The 21110-nt window shown below is 57.3% G+C and carries 12 protein-coding genes; 5 read left to right on the top strand and 7 right to left on the bottom strand.

Annotation, left to right across the window (positions count from 1 at the left end; all coding sequences use genetic code 11):
- Positions 1-8: 8 nt before the first annotated feature.
- A complete protein-coding gene (gene gltB / locus AC4IC4_RS20480) occupies positions 9-4469 on the bottom strand; it encodes a glutamate synthase large subunit (RefSeq protein WP_032650412.1) in 4461 nt (1486 codons plus the stop codon).
- A 687-nt stretch (positions 4470-5156) separates the two neighbouring features.
- Here gltB and mnmL point away from each other — a divergent pair.
- Entirely contained in the window at positions 5157-6098 is a 942-nt protein-coding gene (gene mnmL / locus AC4IC4_RS20475; RefSeq protein ID WP_267217576.1) for a tRNA modification radical SAM protein MnmL/YtqA, read from the top strand.
- Here the strand turns inward: mnmL and AC4IC4_RS20470 are convergent.
- On the bottom strand, positions 6078-7580 hold the full coding sequence (locus tag AC4IC4_RS20470) for a helicase HerA-like C-terminal domain-containing protein (RefSeq protein WP_259386962.1): 1503 nt from the start codon (positions 7578-7580) through the stop codon (positions 6078-6080). The genes mnmL and AC4IC4_RS20470 overlap by 21 nt on opposite strands.
- A 137-nt stretch (positions 7581-7717) precedes the next feature.
- Here AC4IC4_RS20470 and AC4IC4_RS20465 point away from each other — a divergent pair, with 137 nt between their 5' ends.
- Complete coding sequence (locus AC4IC4_RS20465; protein WP_491471807.1) at positions 7718-9358, top strand: dihydroxyacetone kinase subunit DhaK; 1641 nt, start codon at positions 7718-7720, stop codon at positions 9356-9358.
- Positions 9359-9401: 43 nt separating this feature from the next.
- Here the strand turns inward: AC4IC4_RS20465 and ahr are convergent, their stop codons facing one another.
- From ahr to pepA, 5 genes are all read right to left on the bottom strand, one after another.
- Positions 9402-10421, bottom strand: coding sequence for an NADPH-dependent aldehyde reductase Ahr (gene ahr, locus AC4IC4_RS20460; protein WP_248165492.1), 1020 nt, complete (start codon positions 10419-10421; stop codon positions 9402-9404).
- An 83-nt stretch (positions 10422-10504) separates the two neighbouring features.
- The gene (locus AC4IC4_RS20455) at positions 10505-11008 is read right to left on the bottom strand and encodes a GNAT family N-acetyltransferase (RefSeq protein ID WP_491471806.1); all 504 of its coding nucleotides are present in this window, start codon (positions 11006-11008) and stop codon (positions 10505-10507) included.
- A gap of 123 nt (positions 11009-11131) precedes the next feature.
- Positions 11132-13987: a valine--tRNA ligase gene (locus AC4IC4_RS20450; RefSeq protein ID WP_491471805.1), complete on the bottom strand. Its 2856-nt coding sequence runs from the start codon at positions 13985-13987 to the stop codon at positions 11132-11134.
- Positions 13987-14430, bottom strand: a complete 444-nt coding sequence (holC, locus tag AC4IC4_RS20445; RefSeq protein WP_008502815.1) for a DNA polymerase III subunit chi — start codon at positions 14428-14430, stop codon at positions 13987-13989. Before holC ends, AC4IC4_RS20450 begins: the two co-directional genes overlap by 1 nt.
- A 118-nt stretch (positions 14431-14548) precedes the next feature.
- Positions 14549-16060, bottom strand: coding sequence for a leucyl aminopeptidase (gene pepA / locus AC4IC4_RS20440; protein WP_024906344.1), 1512 nt, complete (start codon positions 16058-16060; stop codon positions 14549-14551).
- Positions 16061-16326: 266 nt separating this feature from the next.
- Between pepA and lptF the strand changes: the two genes are divergently transcribed.
- The 3 genes from lptF to arcB all read left to right on the top strand — a co-directional run bounded on the left by lptF (position 16327) and on the right by arcB (position 20978).
- Positions 16327-17427: an LPS export ABC transporter permease LptF gene (gene lptF, locus AC4IC4_RS20435; protein ID WP_024906345.1), complete on the top strand. Its 1101-nt coding sequence runs from the start codon at positions 16327-16329 to the stop codon at positions 17425-17427.
- The gene (gene lptG / locus AC4IC4_RS20430; protein WP_024906346.1) at positions 17427-18509 is read left to right on the top strand and encodes an LPS export ABC transporter permease LptG; all 1083 of its coding nucleotides are present in this window, start codon (positions 17427-17429) and stop codon (positions 18507-18509) included. The genes lptF and lptG overlap by 1 nt, the downstream gene beginning before the upstream one ends.
- A gap of 135 nt (positions 18510-18644) precedes the next feature.
- Positions 18645-20978, top strand: coding sequence for an aerobic respiration two-component sensor histidine kinase ArcB (gene arcB / locus AC4IC4_RS20425; RefSeq protein WP_024906347.1), 2334 nt, complete (start codon positions 18645-18647; stop codon positions 20976-20978).
- Positions 20979-21110: the final 132 nt, after the last annotated feature.

Here is a 21110-nt window from a genome sequence, read left to right as displayed (position 1 = left end):
TGAATTCCTTACTGCGCCTGCACGCGCAGCTCTGCTGCGCTACGACTACGGTGACCCAACAGGGCTTTAACATCGCTGGACTTCGGCTTAACCAGCGCGAATTTCGCAGAGAACGCTGGCCAGTTCGCCAGGATCTCTTCGCCGCGCGAAGAACCGGTATGCTGCACGTGTTCGGTGATCAAACCGCGCAGATGTTCTTCGTGGATAGCCAGCGTATCAACGTCCAGCACTTCCACCAGCTCCGGGTTCACGCGTTTGCGGAATTCACCGTCTTCATCCAGGACGTAGGCAAAACCACCCGTCATGCCCGCGCCAAAGTTCACGCCGGTTTTACCCAGAACGCAAACAATCCCGCCCGTCATGTATTCACAACCGTTATCGCCAATGCCTTCCACCACGGTGATGGCACCGGAGTTACGCACCGCAAAACGCTCGCCCGCACGGCCTGCTGCGAACAGGCGACCGCCGGTCGCGCCGTACAGGCAGGTGTTACCGATGATGCTGGCTTCATGGCTGCGGAAGGCTGAGCCAACCGGAGGACGCACCGCCAGCAGACCGCCCGCCATGCCTTTGCCGACGTAGTCGTTGGCATCGCCGGTCAGGTAAAGCTCAACGCCGCCTGCGTTCCACACGCCGAAGCTCTGACCCGCGGTACCGCTGAAGTGCGCGGTAATCGGATCGGCCGCCAGCCCCTGGTCACCGTGCGTTTGCGCGATATAACCGGAAAGGGAGGCGCCCACGGAGCGGTCGGTGTTGCGGATATCAAACCAGAACGTTTTGCTCTGCTTGTCGTCCACGTACGGCTTCGCCTGCTGCAGCAGCTGCGCGTTCAGCACGCCGTTATCGAACGGCGGGTTGTTCTCGGTGCAGTAGACCGCTTTGCCCGGGTGCGGCTGCGCGGTTTCCAGCAGCTTAGACAGCTCCAGCTTCTGCTGCTTCGCCGTGAAGCCTTCCAGCTCTTTCAGCAGGTCGGTACGACCAATCAGATCCACCAGACGTTTAACGCCCAACTGCGCCATCAGCTCGCGGGTTTCGCGGGCGATGAAGTCAAAGTAGTTGGTTACTTTGAACGGCAGACCGTGATAGTGATTCTTACGCAGCTTCTCGTCCTGGGTTGCCACGCCGGTTGCGCAGTTGTTCAGGTGGCAAATACGCAGGTATTTACAGCCAAGCGCAACCATTGGGCCGGTACCGAAGCCGAAGCTTTCCGCACCGAGGATCGCCGCCTTGATGATGTCGAGGCCGGTTTTCAGGCCACCGTCCACCTGCAGGCGGATCTTGTGACGCAGACCGTTAGCCACCAGCGCCTGCTGGGTTTCCACCAGGCCAAGCTCCCACGGACAGCCCGCATATTTCACGGAGGAGAGCGGGCTTGCACCGGTACCGCCGTCGTAGCCGGCGATGGTGATGAGGTCCGCATAGGCTTTCGCCACGCCGGTGGCGATGGTGCCGACGCCCGGTTCGGAAACCAGCTTCACGGAGATCATCGCCTTCGGGTTGACCTGCTTCAGGTCGAAAATCAGCTGCGCTAAGTCCTCGATAGAGTAGATATCGTGGTGCGGCGGCGGGGAGATCAGCGTCACGCCCGGTACCGAGTAGCGCAGTTTGGCGATGTACGGGGTAACTTTATCACCCGGCAGCTGGCCGCCTTCGCCCGGTTTCGCACCCTGAGCGACTTTAATCTGAATCACGTCGGCGTTGACCAGGTACGCTGGCGTTACGCCAAAGCGACCGGATGCCACCTGCTTGATACGGGACACCTTGTTGGTGCCGTAACGGGCCGGATCTTCACCGCCTTCGCCGGAGTTAGAGTTGCCGCCGATACTGTTCATGGCTTCCGCCAGCGCTTCGTGGGCTTCCGGGCTCAGCGCGCCGATGGACATCGCCGCGGTGTCGAAGCGTTTGAACAGTTCGGATGCCGGTTCAACGTCGTCAATGCTGACCGCTTCATCACCCGGATTCAGGGCAATGAGGTCGCGCAGCGTTGCCGCCGGACGGTTGTTCACCAGCTCAGCGTACTGCTGATAATCACGGTATTCGCCGCTCTGAACCGCCTGCTGCAGCGTGCGCACCACGTCCGGGTTGTAGGCGTGGTATTCGCCGCCGTGAACGTATTTCAGCAGACCGCCCTGATCCAGCGGCTTACGTGCCAGCCAGGCGCGTTTGGACAGGTTCACCAGATCCTGCTGGAAGTCAGCAAAACCGGCGCCGCCGATGCGGCTGACCACGCCCTGGAAGCAGAGGTTGGCGACCTCGTCATGCAGGCCGACCGCTTCAAACAGCTTCGAGCAGCGGTAGGAGGCAATGGTCGAGATGCCCATTTTGGACATGATCTTGTACAGACCTTTGTTGATGCCGTTACGGTAGTTCAGCATCACCGCGCGGTAATCTTTGTCGATCGCGCGGGTATCCACCAGACGGGCCAGCGTTTCGTAGGCCAGGTACGGGTAGATCGCCGTCGCGCCAAAGCCCAACAGCACGGCAAAGTGGTGCGGGTCGCGGGCGCTGGCGGTTTCAACAATGATGTTGGCGTCGCAGCGCAGGCTCTTATCGACCAGACGCGTCTGGATAGCGCCAACCGCCATCGGGGCAGGTACCGGCAGACGGTTTTTCGCGATGTTGCGGTCAGACAGCACCAGCAGAACGGTACCGTTACGCACCATCTGCTCGGCTTTGTCGCACAGCGCATTCACCGTCTCTTCGAGGCTCGCTTCGTTCACGTCGAAGGTAATGTCGAGCGTGTCAGCGCGGTAGTGCTCCTCTTTCATGGTGGTGAGCTGTTTGAAATCGGAGTACAGCAGGATCGGCGATTTAAAGGTCAGACGGTGTGCTTGGCCTTCGGCCTCGCAGAAGACGTTCATCTCGCGACCGATGCTGGTGGCCAGCGACATCACGTGTGCTTCACGCAGCGGATCGATCGGCGGGTTGGTGACCTGCGCGAACTGCTGACGGAAGTAATCGTAAATGATGCGCGGCTGGCTGGAGAGCACGGCAAACGGGGTATCGTCACCCATCGAGCCGACCGCTTCCTGACCGTTCTCACCGAGCACGCGGATGACGGAGTCCAGCTCTTCCGCGCTGTAGTTAAACTGCTTCTGATAGCTTGCGAGGGTATCGTCGTCCAGTTCGCGGCTGCCCACTTCTTCGTCCGACAGATCTTCGAACGGCACCAGACGACGCACGTTCTTCTCCATCCACTCTTTGTACGGATGGCGGCTTTTCAGATCGTTGTCGGTTTCGGCGGAGTGCAGGATGCGCCCACCGCGGGTGTCGATTACCATCAGCTCGCCCGGACCGACGCGGCCTTTCTCGACCACTTCGTCAGGCTGGTAATCCCAGATCCCGACTTCAGAGGCGCAGGTGATAAGCTTGTCTTTGGTGATGACGTAGCGTGCCGGACGCAGACCGTTACGGTCCAGGTTACAGGCGGCAAAACGGCCGTCGGACATCACGATGCCCGCCGGGCCGTCCCACGGCTCCATGTGCATGGAGTTAAAGTCGAAGAACGCGCGCAGCTCAGGGTCCATATCCGGGTTGTTCTGCCAGGCCGGTGGCACGAGCAGACGCATGGCGCGCACGATATCCATCCCGCCCGCCAGCAGCAGTTCCAGCATGTTATCCATCGAGCTGGAGTCAGAGCCGGTTTCGTTCACGAACGGTGCGGCATCGTGCAGATCGGGGATCAGTGGCGTCTGGAATTTATAGGTACGGGCGCGGGCCCACTGGCGGTTACCGGTGATGGTGTTGATCTCGCCGTTGTGCGCCAGGTAGCGGAACGGCTGAGCCAGCGGCCAGCGTGGAACGGTGTTGGTGGAGAAGCGCTGGTGGAACAGGCAAATGGCCGATTCCAGACGCAGGTCCGCCAGGTCCAGGTAGAAGCGCGGCAGGTCAGCCGGCATACACAGACCTTTATAGATGTTCACCAGGTTAGAGAGGCTACAGACGTAGAACTCTTTATCGTCCTGGAGACGTTTTTCAATACGGCGGCGGGCAATAAACAGACGGCGTTCCATATCACGCGGACGCCAGCCCGCAGGTGCGTTGACGAAAATCTGTTCAATACGAGGCAGCGAGGAGAGGGCGATTTCACCGAGTACCCCTTCGTTGGTTGGCACATTGCGCCAGCCGACAATCGACAGGGTTTCACGCTGAAGTTCTTCTTCGACGATGCGGCGTGAGGCGGCAGCCTTTTCAGGATCCTGATTCAGGAACAGCATGCCGACAGCGTAGTTTTTGGCTAAACGCCAGCCGCGCTCTTCCGCCACGATGCGGAAGAAACGATCCGGTTTTTGCAGCAGCAGGCCGCAACCGTCGCCGGTTTTACCATCGGCAAGGATGGCGCCACGGTGCTGCATACGGGCCAGTGCGTGAATAGCGGTACGCACTACCTTGTGGCTAGGTTCGCCTTCTATGTGGGCGATCAGGCCGAAACCACAGTTATCCTTCTCAAGGGATTTATCGTACAACATATCAGTGAACCTCCCCAGGCTCGTCGGGCTTCCCACTGAACTTTACCGTGGCGCACAGGCACAGAAAGAGCATGGCGACGGGGTTTGCGTTTCATACGCGGACCTCGCATTCGCCCTCTTTTTCATCCTTTCGCGCAGGTAAACAAGTTTGAGGACTTGCTTCAGAGGGAATCTCAATTACTGCATAAATATGATGAGCAGGCCGCTCATCCAGAAAGCTTCCAGCGGATTTCCAACTTATCGGGAATTGGTACACAGGTCAAATGGCAATCTTATTTATACAAAAATGTGCTAAAGAGAGTTTATATCATTGTAATTAAAGGCTATTTAACTATTTTTACATTGATTGTATGCCCTGACCGGACGCAGCGGAGTGTGATCTGACTCACTATATGTAAGCGGTATTATCAATGTAGCGTGCTGAATAGCAGTTTTATAGCAGAATAATAATCTGGCATTGTCTTCAAACCCGCATAAAGTCACTGTTTTTCAGTGGCGGCGCTATAAATGAAAAAAACAATCAGAACATAAGGAAAAGTAATCACGAATGGCGTGAATGAAATTGCAGTAATCTTGAGTATTTATTCATATAGATAAAGGCCGTCCAGGGCGATTGATCCAGGTCATCGCCGACAGAGGCTAAAAGTGGCAGGCTTGTCCCCTTTCTCCGGGACGGTCTATCAGATTATGCAGTTACAGAAATTAGTCAATATGTTTGGTGGGGATCTTTTGCAGCGGTACGGGCAAAAGGTTCACAAGCTGACGCTGCACGGCGGGTTTAGCTGCCCGAATCGTGATGGCACCATCGGGCGCGGCGGCTGCACCTTCTGTAACGTTGCGTCCTTTGCTGACGAAGCCCAGCAGCATAAATCTATCGCGGAGCAGCTTGCCCATCAGGCCAGCCTGGTGAATCGCGCGAAGCAGTATCTGGCCTATTTCCAGGCCTACACCAGCACGTGGGCGGAGGTGCAGGTGCTGCGCTCTATGTATCAGCAGGCCGTCAGCCAGGCTAACATCGTTGGGCTGTGCGTGGGCACGCGCCCGGACTGCGTGCCGGACGCGGTGCTGGACCTGCTCAGCGAGTATAAAGAACAAGGCTACGAGATCTGGCTGGAGCTGGGCCTGCAAACCGCGCACGACAAAACCCTGCACCGCATTAACCGTGGCCATGATTTCGCCTGCTACCAGCGCACCACGCGCCTGGCCCGTGAGCGCGGGCTGAAGGTCTGTTCGCATCTGATTGTCGGTCTGCCCGGCGAAGGTCAACAGCATGGCCTTGAAACGCTGGAGAGGGTAGTTGAGACCGGCGTGGACGGCATCAAGCTGCACCCGCTGCATATTGTTACGGGAAGCATTATGGCGAAAGCCTGGGAAGCGGGGCGGTTAAACGGTATTGCGCTTGAGGACTATTCGGTGACGGCGGGGGAGATGATTCGCCACACGCCGCCGGAAATTGTCTACCACCGTATTTCGGCCAGCGCCCGCCGTCCAACGCTTCTGGCACCGCTATGGTGTGAGAACCGCTGGACGGGGATGGTGGAAATCGACCGCTATCTGCAGGAGAACGGTGTACAGGGTTCGGCGCTGGGCCGCCCGTGGGTTCCCCGTCTACCGGCGACGGCCGCCTAACAGACTCCCCAGCATGCCGCGCACGATCTGATTGGTGACCTGTCGCGCCGCGCTTTTCGCCATGGTCTGTACCACGCCGTCGCGCTTGCCGCCACGCGGCCCGGTGCTGCCGAACAGGATGTCTTTGAGCCCCCCGAGAATACCGTCATCCACGGCGACAGACTGTCCTTTAGCGGAGGGCGCATCCTGCGATTCGGTGGTCGCCTGTACCCCTTTTTGCAGCATCTCAAAAGCGGACTCGCGATCCACCTCGTCTTCGTACTTCCCGTAAACCGGAGAGTGGTTAATCAGGCCGTTACGTTCATCGTCGGTCACCGGCCCCATGCGCGAGCAGGGGGCAATCACCATGGCGCGTTCCACCACGGACGGGCTGCCCTTCGCATCCAGGAAAGAGATCAGCGCTTCACCAGTGCCTAACGCCTGAATCGCCGCTTCAGTATCAAAGGCAGGATTGGCGCGCATGGTTTGCGCGGCGGCTTTCACCGCTTTCTGATCCTTCGGCGTAAAGGCGCGCAGGGCGTGCTGCACGCGGTTGCCGAGCTGACCGAGCACGTTATCGGGGATATCCGACGGGTTTTGCGAGACAAACCAGACGCCGACCCCTTTGGAGCGGATCAGGCGAATGACCTGTTCAATTTTATCCAGCAATACCTGCGGCGCATCGTTAAACAGCAGATGTGCTTCGTCAAAGAAGAACACCAGCTTCGGTTTTTCCAGATCGCCCGCTTCCGGTAGCTGTTCATACAGTTCGGAGAGCATCCACAGCAGGCTGGCGGCGTAGAGCTTTGGCATCTGGTACAGTTTTTCCGAACTCAGAATGTTGATGATGCCTTTGCCGCTGCTGTCGGTGCGCATCCAGTCTTTGATATCCAGCATTGGCTCGCCAAAGAAGTGTTCGGCACCCTGTTGCTCCAGGGTCAGTAGCCCACGCTGAATGGCGCCCACCGAGGCGCTGCTGATGTTGCCGTACTGATTCTGGAAGGATTTGGCGTTATCGCCGATGTACTGCGTAATGGCGCGCAGATCTTTAAAATCAAGCAGCAGCAGCCCCTGATCGTCGGCAATGCGGAAGATAATATTCAGCACGCCGGACTGCACGTCATTGAGGTTAAGCAGACGGGCCAGCAGCAGCGGGCCGAGATCGGAGACGGTGGCGCGCACCGGATGGCCTTTCTCACCAAAGATATCCCATACCACTACCGGATTGTTATGCGGCGTCCAGTCCGTGATGCCAATATTCTTTAGCCGTTCGAGCAGTTTTTCAGAGGCCGTCCCTTCCTGAGCGACACCGGTTAAATCGCCTTTCACGTCAGCCATAAAGACCGGTACGCCAATCTCCGAAAGCGACTCCGCCAGCTTTTGCAGGGTGACGGTTTTCCCCGTCCCGGTCGCGCCGGTGATCAAACCGTGGCGGTTCGCCATCGCGGGCAGTAAATACAGCTCTTTTTCCAGCGTCCGGGCAATTAACAATGGTGTACTCATGATGCGCTTCCTCTCTTAGTCCTGGGTGGAGTATAGGCAACCTGATAGCAATTTGGTTGAGTAAATTCCTGACTTTGCGGCGCATTATCCAGCGCGGACTATGCTTTTGCATACGGTTCACAAAATAGTGGGAAACTATGTCCAGATTCTTCTTTAACGATCGCAAACAGCTGGTCAACGATGCCATTGAAGGCATACTGCTTTCTGCGCCACATGCCAATCTCGTCAAGCTTGATATCGATCCGGCCATCAGGATCGTCGCACGCGGCGACTGGGACAAAAGCCGCGTGGCGGTGATCTCCGGCGGCGGCTCAGGCCACGAACCCGCACACGCCGGGTTTGTCGGCAAAGGGATGCTGACGGCGGCGGTATGTGGCGATCTGTTTGCCTCGCCGAGCGTGGATGCAGTGCTGAATGCCATTGTGGCGGTCACGGGCGATCGCGGCTGTTTGCTGATCGTCAAAAACTACACCGGCGACCGCCTGAACTTTGGTCTGGCGGCAGAAAAGGCCAAACGCTACGGTCTTAAGGTGGAGATGGTGATCGTGGCAGACGATATCGCGCTGCCGGACAACAAGCAGCCGCGCGGTATTGCCGGTACGGCGCTGGTGCATAAGATTGCGGGCTATGCGGCGGAGCAGGGGAAATCGTTGAGCGAGGTACGGGAGATTGCGCAACAGGCCTGCGACAACCTCTGGAGCCTGGGCGTGGCGATGCAAACCTGCAACCTGCCGGGCAGCGACGATGAAGAGGGGCGCATTAAGCAAGGCCACGTCGAGCTGGGTCTGGGCATTCACGGCGAGCCCGGCGCTTCCGTCGTAGATACCCAGAACAGCAAAGCGATTATCGACACGCTGGTGACGCCGCTACGCGCGCAGGCGGGAGAGGGGCGCTTTGCGGTATTGATTAACAATCTTGGCGGCGTATCGGCGCTGGAGATGGCGCTGCTGACCAAAGAGCTGGCGCATTCGGCGCTGAAAGAGGAGATCGCGTATCTGATAGGCCCCGCGCCGCTGGTGAGCGCGCTGGACATGAAGGGCTTTTCGCTCACGCTGCTGAAGCTCAACGATTTCTTCGAAAAGGCGATTCACGCCGAGGTTGAAACGCTGGGCTGGCAGAAGCCCGTGGCGTTTGCGCCGCTGCGCACCGTGGCGCATAGCGCTATTCACGATCGCGTGGAATATACCCCGTCGGACAATCTGCAGGTGGGCGAATATGTCGCCTCGGTGACCAGCACGCTGCTCCAGCTGGAAAACCGCCTGAACGCGCTGGATGCCAAAGTGGGCGACGGTGATACCGGCTCCACCTTTGCGCAAGGGGCGCGGGATATTGCGCAGCGCCTGGAGCAGAACACGCTCCCGCTTAATGACGTGCCTAAGCTGCTGCTGCTGGTTGGCGAGCGGCTGGCAACGGTGATGGGCGGATCGAGCGGCGTATTGATGTCGATCTTCTTTACGGCGGCCGGGCAAAAGCTGCATGACGGACACGCCCTGCCGGATGCGCTGTTGAGCGGACTGGCGCAGATGAAGCAGTACGGCGGAGCGGATCTTGGCGATCGCACGCTGATCGATGCGCTGCAACCAGCGCTGGAGGCGTTACAGAAAGGCAATATTCAGGCGGCAGCGCAGGCCGCGCTGCAGGGCGCAGAAGCAACGTCGAAAATGGCGAAAGCCGGCGCGGGACGCTCGTCGTATGTCAATAAAGAGAACCTGGATGGGGTGATGGATCCGGGAGCGGTCGCGGTAGCGGAAGTATTTAACGTATTGGCGCAGCAGTGAAAGTAGGCCGGGTAAGGCGAAGCCGCCACCCGGCAAACTCACATCAGAAATCCGCTTTCAACACCACGCGGTAACGGGCTTTGCCGTCGCGCACGTGCTGGATCGCTTCGTTGATTTTCGACATCGGATAGAGTTCGGTGGTCGGCGCCACTTTGGTGCGTCCGGCGAATTTCATCAGTTTGCGCAACTCGTACGGCGTACCGGTTGCAGAACCGGATATGCTGCGATCCCCGCCGATCAGGGTAAACGCCGGAACCGGCAGCGGCTTCATCACCGCACCCACGGTGTGGAAGTTACCGCCGTAGGCCAACGCTTCAAAGTACGGCTGCCAGTTGAGATCGACGTTAACGGTGTTGATGATCAGGTCAAACTGACCCGCCAGCGCGTTCAGTGCTTCAGGATCGCGGCTGTTCACGACTTTATCCGCACCCATCGCCAGCACTTCTTTCTCTTTCGCCGGGTTCGAGCTGAACGCCGTGACTTCACAGCCCATCGCGTGCAGCAGCTTGATGGCGATATGCCCAAGGCCACCAATACCGATGACACCCACGCGGCTGGTGGCGGTGATATGGTGCATCAGCAGGGGTTTGAAGACGGTGATACCGCCGCACAGCAGCGGACCGGCGGATTCGATATCAATGCTGTCCGGCAGCGGGATGACCCATTGCCAGTCGGCGCGCAGCTTGTCGGCGAAACCGCCTTTGTTCAGAATGGTGGGAACGGCGCCTTCGAGGCAGTTGATCTGATTACCGCTGATACAGGCATCGCAGTGGCCACAGCTGCGTGCCGTCCAGCCAATGCCTACGCGCTGGCCCACTTTCAGCCCTTTGTCCTGCGCGGCGCTACCGAGCGCCACGACGCGGCCAATGACCTCGTGCCCGGCAATCAGTGGATAGCTTGAAAAGCCCCATTCGTTGTCGATCATCGAGAGATCCGAGTGGCAGATCCCGCAGTAATCAACCTGTACTTCGACGTCTTCTGCTTTTAGTTCGCCCGCGTCGTACTCGTACAGCTCAAGTTCTGCACCCGCCTGCGGTGCGGCGTAGCTTTTTATCTTTGACATCGTGTTTCCCCCGTTGTGGTGTGAACTGAGAGTGTAGAGTATTCAGTTCAGCGCCGCTTAACAGAAGGGGGCAGCAAAGATATTTACAGACTTTTCAGCATCCTGACTTCGCAATCAACATGGCCGGTACAGCCCAGCGGCGCATCGATATGCTCAAAGCCCAGATGTTCATACAGGCCGATGGCCTCTTTGAGGAAGGCGGTCGTTTCCAGGTAGCAGCGGGTAAAGCCCTGCTTGCGCGCGTGGTCCAGCGCCATCAGCGCCAGCTTTTTTGCCAGTCCTTGTCCGCGCGCCGCTGGCAGGAAATACATTTTCTGCAGTTCGCAGATTTCCGGCTCGCTGCAGCTCAGGGGCGCCACGCCGCCACCGCCCACCACCTGGCCATTCTGCTCGATTACCCAGTAGGCATGCCCTGGCTGGCTGTAGAGCTGGAAAAGCGCGTCCAGGTTCGGGTCCGCAACCGTGTAGCCTTTGTCAGCCGTCAGGCCATATTCGGCAGAAACGGTGCGGATAACGGCGGCGATAGCCGGATTATCCTGCTCAGTGATCCGACGCATCGTCGTCGCGACGGGGGTAATCACGCTCATAGCATTACTCATTACAAAAATTGACACATAACTGCTGTTAATAGCACCGCAGAAGGGGGAGTGCAAGCGAGGAGTTTTCAGGAAGGTTACCCCTTACGCCCTGAAGCGTAAGGGGTAAAAGCATTACAGCGCGGCGATAACCGCCTGCTGCTCAATCAGCTTGGTCTTCGCATCGGCGAAGGCAACCAGACGCTCACGCTCTTTCGCGATGACCGCTTCCGGCGCGCGGGCGACAAAGCCTTCGTTCGCCAGCTTGTCTTCGATTTTGCCAATTTCCACGTCGACTTTCGCCACTTCTTTCGCCAGACGAGCCAGTTCAGCGTCTTTGTCGATCAGACCTGCCATTGGGATCAGCAGCTCGGCGCCGTCGATGATTTTGGTCACGGAAACCGGACCTTTGTCATCCGCAGGCAGCACGGTGATGCTTTCCAGGCGCGCCATGGTCTTGAGGAAGGTGTTGTTCTCGGTGACGCGACGAACAGCCGCTTCGCTGCAGCCGCGCAGCAGCAGTTCCAGCGGTTTGCCCGGGGCGATGTTCATTTCAGCACGAATGTTACGCACCGCCACGATCGCCTGTTTCAGCCACTCGGTATCCGCGGACGCCGCTTCATCAACCTTAGCCGCATCGAATTCCGGGAACGGCTGCAGCATGATGGTGTCAGCGTTGATGCCTGCAATCACCTTCACGCGCTGCCAGATGGTTTCGGTGATAAATGGAATGACCGGATGCGCCAGGCGCAGCAGACCTTCCAGAACGGTAATCAGCGTGTTGCGCGTGCCGCGCAGTTCCGCCTCAGTACCGCCGTTCATCACCGGCTTCGCCAGCTCCAGATACCAGTCGCAGAACTGGTTCCAGGTGAATTCATACAGGATGCCCGCCGCGATATCGAAGCGGTAGCTGTCCAGCGCCTCGCGGAACGCTTTCACCGTCTGGTTGAATTCCGCCAGGATCCAGCGGTCCGCCAGAGACAGGGTCATTTCGCCGCCGTTGAAGCCGCAATCCTGATCTTCGGTGTTCATCAGCACGAAGCGGCTGGCGTTCCACAGTTTGTTACAGAAGTTACGGTAACCTTCCAGACGCTTCATGTCCCAGTTGATGTCACGGCCGGTAGAGGCCAGTGCCGCCAGGGTGAAGCGCAGGGCGTCGGTACCGTGAGACTCGATCCCGTGCGGGAACTGCTTCTCGGTGCGCTTGCGGATTTTCTCCGCCAGCTGCGGCTGCATCATGTTACCGGTACGTTTTTCCAGCAGCTCTTCCAGAGAGATACCGTCAACCATGTCCAGCGGGTCAATCACGTTACCCTTGGACTTGGACATCTTCTGGCCTTCGTCGTCGCGGATCAGACCGGTCATGTAGACGGTATGGAACGGAACCTGCGGCTTGCCGTCTTCGTCTTTGATGAAGTGCATGGTCATCATGATCATGCGGGCAATCCAGAAGAAGATAATGTCGAAGCCGGACACCATCACGCTGGTCGGGTGGAACTGACGCAGCGCGTCGGTGTTTTCTGGCCAGCCGAGGGTGGAGAAGGTCCACAGCGCGGAGGAGAACCAGGTATCCAGCACGTCTTCGTCCTGACGCAGCGCAACGTCCGCGCTCAGGTTGTTTTCCTGACGCACTTCGTCTTCGGTGCGGCCAACGTAGACGTTGCCGTCGTTGTCGTACCACGCCGGGATACGGTGACCCCACCACAGCTGACGGGAGATACACCAGTCCTGAATGTCACGCATCCAGGAGAAGTACATGTTTTCGTACTGTTTCGGCACGAACTGAATGCTGCCGTTCTCAACCGCTTCAACAGCCGGTTTCGCCAGCACGTCGGCACGCACGTACCACTGGTCGGTCAGCATTGGCTCGATAACCACGCCGCCACGGTCGCCGTACGGCACGGTCAGATCGTGAGGTTTGATCTCTTCCAGCAGGCCGAGTGCGTCGACGGCGGCCACGATGGCTTTACGCGCGGCAAAACGTTCCAGCTTCTGGAACTCCGCCGGGATGTCGCTGGAGTAAACGTCAGACTCTTCGCCTTTGGTGTCATACACTTCTGCGCTCTCACGGATATCACCGTCAAAGGTCAGGATGTTGATCATCGGCAGGGCGTGACGACGACCGACTTCATAGTCGTTGAAGTCGTGCGCAGGGGTGATTTTTACGCAGCCGGTGCCTTTTTCCATGTCGGCGTGTTCGTCGCCCACAATCGGAATACGGCGGTTTACCAGCGGCAGCACCACGAATTTGCCGATCAGATCTTTATAACGTGGATCTTCCGGGTTAACGGCCACTCCGGTATCGCCCAGCAGGGTTTCCGGACGGGTGGTCGCGACCACCAGGTAATCTTTACCGTCGGCGGTTTTTGCACCGTCGGCCAGCGGATAGCGGATGTGCCACATGGAGCCTTTAGACTCGCGGTTTTCCACTTCCAGGTCAGAGATGGCGGTACGCAGTTTTGGATCCCAGTTTACCAGGCGCTTGCCGCGGTAAATCAGGTCTTCTTTATACAGGCGGACGAAGACTTCTTTCACGGCGTTGGAAAGGCCCTCATCCATGGTGAAGCGCTCGCGCTCCCAGTCCACGGAGTTGCCGAGACGGCGCATCTGACGGGTAATCGTGCCGCCGGATTCCGCTTTCCACTGCCAGATTTTGTCGATGAACGCGTCGCGACCGTAGTCGTGGCGGGTTTTTCCTTCTTCAGCGGCAATTTTACGCTCAACCACCATCTGGGTCGCGATACCCGCGTGGTCAGTCCCCGCCTGCCACAGGGTGTTTTTACCCTGCATGCGCTGGTAGCGGATCATGGTATCCATGATGGTCTGCTGGAAAGCATGACCCATATGCAAACTGCCGGTGACGTTCGGCGGCGGGATCATGATGCAGAAGGACTCTTTGCTTTCGTCGCCGTTAGGCTTGAAATAGCCCTGCTGTTCCCAGTGCTCGTAAAGCGGCTGTTCGATATCGCGTGGGTTATATGTCTTTTCCATTATTTCCAGGTTGCCGTATTCAGGTTAAAACCAGCCAGGCGGTACGCTTTATAGCGTTCGCGCGCCAGTTGTTTCAAAGATTCTTCGTAAGGGACAAAGTCTACCACTTCTGTGAAAGCGGTGGCAAAATCTGCAAAATCTATCCGCAGGCTAATCAGAATATCGCGCGCGCTGCTGTTGCGCTTTTGCGGCCAGGCAATTTCAACCGGTGCTCCACCGCGCGGGCCTTCGCCCGACAGGTTATGCGGCACAAAACTCTCCGGCGGACGCGCCCACAGCGCCTCATCAAGGCGAATGGCCTGCTGTTCATCTTCACAGGCAATCAGAACGCGTTTACCTGCGCGCCAACGTTCTGCGGCAATTTCACACACCAGCTGTTCGACGGCGCTGAGGCCATCCTGATGGGTGTCGTTGTCCAGAAGGTAGAACGTTGCATTCTTCATATATGGGGCTTCTTGTCGTGGATTTAAATGCAAAGCCGGGTGGCGCTACGCTTACCCGGCCTACGGTTGAGTGATGCTGTAGGCCGGGTAAGGCGAAGCCGCCACCCGGCGTTTTACATCATTCGTCGCCGTTAAAACCCGCACGATTGAGCAGGAACTGCGACAGCAGCGCCACTGGACGACCGGTTGCACCTTTGGCCTTGCCGGAGCGCCATGCGGTGCCCGCGATATCCAGATGCGCCCAGTTGTACTTGCGGGTGAAGCGTGCCAGGAAGCAGCCCGCGGTGATCGCCCCGCCAGGACGTCCACCGATGTTTGCCATATCCGCAAAGTTGGACTCCAGCTGCTCCTGATATTCGTCACCCAACGGCAGACGCCATGCGCGGTCACCGGCCTGTTCCGAGGCGCCGATAAGCTCGTGCGCCAGCGGATTGTGGTTCGACATCAGGCCGGTGATGTGGTGGCCCAGCGCAATCACGCAGGCACCGGTGAGGGTGGCGACGTCAATCACCGCTTCAGGCTCGAAGCGTTCCACATAGGTCAGCACGTCACACAGCACCAGACGGCCTTCGGCGTCGGTGTTCAGCACTTCAACGGTCTGGCCGGACATGGTGGTCAGCACGTCACCCGGACGATAAGCACGCCCGCCAGGCATGTTTTCGCAGCCCGCCAGTACGCCGATAACGTTAATCGGCAACTGAAGTTCAGCGACCATGCGCATCACGCCGTAAACCGCCGCCGCGCCGCACATGTCGTATTTCATCTCGTCCATGCCTTCGGCAGGCTTGATGGAGATACCGCCGGAATCGAAGGTCAGGCCTTTACCGACCAGCACGACAGGGCGCGCGTCTTCGGCCGGGTTGCCCTTGTACTCGATGACGGACATCAGGGATTCATTCTGCGATCCGTTACCGACCGCCAGGTAAGAGTGCATCCCGAGCTCTTTCATCTGCTGTTCGCCGATGACGCGAGTAATGACGTTTTTGCTGTAGGCGTCGGCCAGCTGACGCGCCTGAGAGGCCAGGTACGCCGCGTTACAGATGTTAGGCGGCATGTTGCCGAGATCTTTGGCCGCTTTAATGCCGGCTGCGATCGCCAGACCGTGCTGGATCGCGCGTTCGCCGCTGGTCAGTTCGCGACGGGTTGGCACGTTAAAGACCATTTTACGCAGCGGACGACGTGGCTCGCTTTTATTGGTCTTCAACTGATCGAAGCTGTAGAGGCTCTCTTTTGCCGTTTCGACCGCCTGACGCACTTTCCAGTAGGTATTACGCCCTTTGACGTGCAATTCAGTCAGGAAGCAGACGGCTTCCATTGAGCCGGTATCATTCAGCGTATTGATTGTTTTCTGAATCACCTGCTTATACTGACGTTCATCCAGCTCGCGTTCTTTGCCGCAGCCAATCAGCAGAATACGCTCTGACAGTACGTTCGGAACATGGTGCAGTAACAGCGTCTGCCCAGGTTTGCCTTCCAGTTCGCCACGGCGCAGCAGGGCGCTAATATAGCCGTCACTGATTTTATCGAGTTGCTCGGCGATCGGGGAGAGTCGGCGTGGTTCAAAGACGCCCACAACGATGCAGGCACTCCGCTGTTTCTCCGGGCTACCGCTTTTTACACTGAACTCCATGCACTACGCTCCTGAATCTTAAAGACAACGGCGGCTGCTACGGATAGAATTGAAACCTTTCGTAACTCATGTCCGCTGTTGTGGTGACTTCGTGTTAATCTTACGTTACTACGGTTTCGACACGTCAGAAAAAGTCCTGAAGCGTGAATCCGCTGGATGTTTTAATCTTAGCGATGATTTCGACGACTCAAGAGAATAAATGACGTTTAAGCCATGAAACAAGCGAAATTCCTGCAAAGAGACGGGTTTTTACGGGCGTATTTAAAGTGATAATCATAAGATATCTGGTGCGGGAGACGCTCAAAAGCCAACTGGCGATCCTCTTCATCCTGCTGCTGATTTTTTTCTGTCAGAAGCTGGTTAAGATCCTCGGTGCGGCCGTTGACGGCGAAATTCCAACAAATCTGGTGCTTTCCCTGCTTGGTTTAGGGATCCCGGAAATGGCGCAGCTCATCCTGCCGCTAAGTCTTTTCCTTGGCCTGCTCATGACGCTTGGGAAACTCTACACCGAGAGTGAAATCACGGTGATGCATGCCTGTGGCCTGAGCAAAGCGGTACTGGTGAAAGCGGCCATGATACTGGCGCTGTTCACGGGTATTGTTGCCGCGGTGAATGTGATGTGGGCGGGCCCCATGTCTTCCCGTCATCAGGACGAAGTGCTGGCCGAAGCGAAAGCCAACCCCGGCATGGCGGCGTTAGCCCAGGGGCAGTTCCAGCAGGCGACCGACGGCAACTCCGTGCTGTTTATTGAGAGCGTTGACGGCAGTAAATTCAACGACGTCTTCCTGGCGCAGTTACGTCCCAAAGGTAACGCGCGTCCTTCCGTGGTGGTTGCAGATTCCGGTCAGCTTGCTCAGCGCAAAGATGGTTCTCAGATCGTGACGCTGAATAAAGGCACCCGTTTCGAAGGCACCGCGATGCTGCGCGACTTCCGTATCACGGATTTCCAGAACTATCAGGCCATTATCGGCCATCAGGCGGTGGCGCTCGATCCAACGGATACCGAGCAAATGGACATGCGGACCCTCTGGAATACCGATACCGACAGAGCGCGCGCTGAGTTCCACTGGCGTATTACGCTCGTCTTCACCGTGTTTATGATGGCGCTGATTGTCGTTCCGCTGAGCGTGGTGAACCCTCGCCAGGGACGCGTGCTCTCTATGCTGCCGGCGATGCTGCTTTACCTGATCTATTTCCTGCTGCAAACCTCGATTCGTTCTAACGGCGCGAAGGGTAAGCTGGACCCTATGGTCTGGACATGGTTCGTCAACAGCCTGTACATCTTACTGGCGCTAGGGTTAAACCTGTGGGATACGGTGCCTGTGCGCCGCATACGTGCCCGATTCTCGCGTAAAGGAGCCATCTAATGCAGGCGTTTGGCGTTCTTGATCGCTATATCGGTAAAACCATTTTTACCACCATCATGATGACCTTGTTCATGCTGGTGTCGCTCTCCGGCATTATCAAATTTGTCGATCAGCTGAAAAAAGCCGGGCAGGGGAGCTATGACGCGATGGGCGCGGGGATGTATACCCTGCTCAGCGTGCCGAAAGATGTGCAGATCTTCTTCCCGATGGCGGCCCTGCTGGGGGCGCTGCTGGGGCTGGGAATGCTGGCACAGCGTAGTGAGCTGGTCGTTATGCAGGCCTCAGGCTTTACCCGCATGCAGGTCGCGCTGTCGGTAATGAAAACCGCGATCCCACTGGTGCTGTTGACCATGGCGATCGGCGAGTGGGTCGCGCCGCAGGGCGAACAGATGGCGCGTAACTACCGTGCGCAGGCAATGTACGGTGGCTCACTGCTCTCTACTCAACAAGGTTTATGGGCGAAAGACGGTAAAAACTTCGTCTACATCGAGCGGGTAAAGGGGAATGATGAACTGGGTGGGGTGAGCATCTACGCTTTCGATGACCAGCGCCGTCTGGAGTCCGTTCGCCACGCCTCTTCGGCGAAATTTGACGCCGAACATAAGCAGTGGCGGTTGTCCCAGGTTGATGAATCCAACCTGACCGATCCGAAACAGATTACGGGTTCTCAGACGGTAACCGGGACGTGGAAGACCAACCTGACGCCCGATAAGCTCGGGGTCGTGGCGCTGGATCCAGACGCGCTCTCCATCAGCGGTTTACACAACTATGTGAAATACCTGAAGTCGAGCGGGCAGGATGCGGGACGTTATCAGCTCAACATGTGGAGCAAGATCTTCCAGCCGATGTCCGTGGCGGTGATGATGCTGATGGCGCTGTCGTTTATCTTCGGCCCGTTACGCAGCGTGCCGATGGGCGTGCGCGTCGTGACCGGTATCAGCTTCGGCTTTGTGTTCTACGTGCTCGACCAGATCTTCGGTCCGCTGACGCTGGTTTATGGCATTCCGCCGATAATTGGTGCGCTGCTGCCAAGCGCCAGTTTCCTCCTGATCAGCCTCTGGCTGTTGTTGAAACGCTCCTGATTGACCTCTCCTCGCTTCCGGTTAACCGGGAGCGAGGCTAATCTCCTGTTTCACCCCGCACTTTTTCTCACAACCTTCAACGCCTCGCCCTGAATTTGAGTATTATTGAGCGATAAAGTCGTGAAGGGATCCTCTATGAAGCAAATTCGAATGCTTGCCCAGTATTACGTCGACCTGATGATGAAGCTTGGGCTGGTGCGTTTCTCTATGCTGCTTGCGCTGGCACTGGTCGTTCTGGCCATTGTCGTGCAAATGGCCGTCACCATGGTTCTGCATGGTCAGGTCGAGAGTATCGACGTCATCCGCTCCATCTTCTTTGGCTTGCTTATTACCCCCTGGGCGGTCTATTTCCTTTCCGTGGTGGTTGAACAGCTGGAAGAGTCCCGTCAGCGTTTGTCTAAACTGGTCGATAAACTGGAAGAGATGCGCGAGCGCGACCTGAAGCTCAACGTCCAGCTTAAAGACAATATTGCGCAGCTGAACCAGGAGATTTCAGATCGTGAGAAGGCGGAGGCCGAGCGCCAGGCCACGCTGGAGCAGCTGAAAATCGAAATGAAAGAGCGCGAGGTCACGCAGATCCAGCTTGAGCAGCAATCCTCTTTTCTGCGGTCGTTCCTCGATGCTTCGCCGGATCTGGTGTTTTACCGTAATGAAGATAAAGAGTTTTCCGGCTGTAACCGGGCGATGGAGTTGCTCACCGGGAAAAGCGAGAAGCAGCTGATTAACCTGAAGCCGCAGGACGTTTACTCTGAAGAGGCGGCGGCTAAGGTCATGGAGACGGATGAAAAGGTATTCCGCCATAACGTCTCGCTGACCTATGAACAGTGGCTGGATTACCCGGACGGACGCAAAGCCTGCTTTGAGATCCGTAAGGTGCCCTACTATGACCGCGTGGGGAAACGCCATGGCCTGATGGGCTTTGGCCGCGATATCACCGAGCGTAAGCGCTATCAGGATGCCCTGGAGCGCGCCAGCCGCGACAAGACTACCTTTATCTCTACTATCAGCCACGAGCTGCGTACGCCGCTTAACGGCATTGTCGGGCTGAGCCGTATTCTGCTGGATACCGACCTGACCGCAGAGCAGGAAAAATACCTCAAGACTATCCATGTTTCGGCGGTCACGCTGGGTAATATCTTCAACGATATTATTGATATGGATAAGATGGAGCGCCGTAAAGTTCAGCTTGATAATCAGCCTGTTGATTTCACCAGCTTCCTTGCCGATCTGGAAAACCTGTCCGGCCTGCAGGCGCAGCAGAAGGGGCTAAGTTTTGTCATGGAGCCAACCCTGCCGCTGCCGCATAAAGTGGTGACTGACGGCACGCGTTTGCGCCAGATCCTGTGGAACCTGATCAGCAACGCGGTGAAATTTACCCAGAAGGGGCAGGTTGCGGTGCGCATCCGCTTTGACGAAGGCGACATGCTGCACTTTGAGGTAGAGGACTCCGGGATGGGTATTCCGCAGGAGGAGCAGGACAAAATCTTCGCCATGTACTACCAGGTGAAGGACAGCAACGGCGGGAAACCGGCGACAGGAACGGGCATTGGGCTGGCGGTCTCTAAACGACTGGCGAAGAGCATGGGGGGCGATATCACCGTTGCCAGCCAGCCGGGCAAAGGGTCAACCTTCACGCTGACGGTCCATGCGCCGGCGGTGGCGGAAGAGGTAGAAGATACCTTTGAAAATGACGATATGCCGCTGCCTGCGCTGCACGTCCTGCTGGTGGAAGACATTGAGCTGAACGTGATCGTGGCGCGCTCCGTGCTGGAAAAACTGGGCAACAGCGTCGATGTCGCGATGACCGGCAAAGCCGCGCTGGAGATGTTTAAACCCGGCGAATACGATCTTGTTCTGCTGGATATTCAGTTACCGGATATGACCGGGCTGGATATCTCGCGCGAGCTGACGCGTCAGTACGCGGCCGACGAACTGCCGCCGCTGGTTGCCCTGACGGCGAACGTGCTGAAAGATAAAAAAGAGTATCTCGATGCCGGTATGGACGATGTACTCAGCAAGCCGCTGGCGGTGCCTGCTCTGACCGCCATGATTAAGAAGTTCTGGGATACCCGTGATGAAGAGGAGAGCACCATGACGTCTGTTGATAGCGCAAAAGCCCAAACGATACTCGATACCGCGATGCTGGAGCAGTACATCGATCTGGTCGGCCCGAAACTGATTACCGATGGTCTGGCGGTGTTCGAAAAAATGATGCCGGGCTATCTGAGTGTGCTGGAATCAAACCTGACGGCGCGTGACCAGAAGGGCATCGTGGAAGAAGGACATAAAATTAAAGGTGCCGCCGGTTCGGTTGGCCTACGCCACCTGCAGCAGTTGGGTCAACAGATTCAGTCGCCTGATTTACCTGCATGGGAAGATAACGTGGGTGATTGGGTTGAAGAGATGAAGCAAGAGTGGCAAAACGATGTGGCGGTGCTTAAAGCCTGGGTTGACGCCAGAAAAAAATGACCCCGGATTAACCGGGGTGCGCGAATACTGCGCCAACACCAGGGAAATCGTGGCTGCGCCTGTTTTTAAACGTTATTTTCGAAAGGGCGCCGCCTGAAAAATTTAGGCCGCACGCAGATAAGATAGCAAATC

The organism is Enterobacter sp. Taxon_2 (assembly GCF_058355295.1).
Note: the sequence above shows the minus strand (reverse complement) of the source record. Positions and strands in the feature narration are given on the sequence as shown.

What these genes read in the sequence shown, in the direction of transcription:
- gltB (WP_032650412.1), bottom strand. Translation starts at nt 4,469, where the DNA reads ATGTTGTACGATAAATCCCTTGAGAAGGATAACTGTGGTTTCGGCCTG.
- mnmL (WP_267217576.1), top strand. Translation starts at nt 5,157, where the DNA reads ATGCAGTTACAGAAATTAGTCAATATGTTTGGTGGGGATCTTTTGCAG.
- AC4IC4_RS20470 (WP_259386962.1), bottom strand. Translation starts at nt 7,580, where the DNA reads ATGAGTACACCATTGTTAATTGCCCGGACGCTGGAAAAAGAGCTGTAT.
- AC4IC4_RS20465 (WP_491471807.1), top strand. Translation starts at nt 7,718, where the DNA reads ATGTCCAGATTCTTCTTTAACGATCGCAAACAGCTGGTCAACGATGCC.
- ahr (WP_248165492.1), bottom strand. Translation starts at nt 10,421, where the DNA reads ATGTCAAAGATAAAAAGCTACGCCGCACCGCAGGCGGGTGCAGAACTT.
- AC4IC4_RS20455 (WP_491471806.1), bottom strand. Translation starts at nt 11,008, where the DNA reads ATGAGCGTGATTACCCCCGTCGCGACGACGATGCGTCGGATCACTGAG.
- AC4IC4_RS20450 (WP_491471805.1), bottom strand. Translation starts at nt 13,987, where the DNA reads ATGGAAAAGACATATAACCCACGCGATATCGAACAGCCGCTTTACGAG.
- holC (WP_008502815.1), bottom strand. Translation starts at nt 14,430, where the DNA reads ATGAAGAATGCAACGTTCTACCTTCTGGACAACGACACCCATCAGGAT.
- pepA (WP_024906344.1), bottom strand. Translation starts at nt 16,060, where the DNA reads ATGGAGTTCAGTGTAAAAAGCGGTAGCCCGGAGAAACAGCGGAGTGCC.
- lptG (WP_024906346.1), top strand. Translation starts at nt 17,427, where the DNA reads ATGCAGGCGTTTGGCGTTCTTGATCGCTATATCGGTAAAACCATTTTT.
- arcB (WP_024906347.1), top strand. Translation starts at nt 18,645, where the DNA reads ATGAAGCAAATTCGAATGCTTGCCCAGTATTACGTCGACCTGATGATG.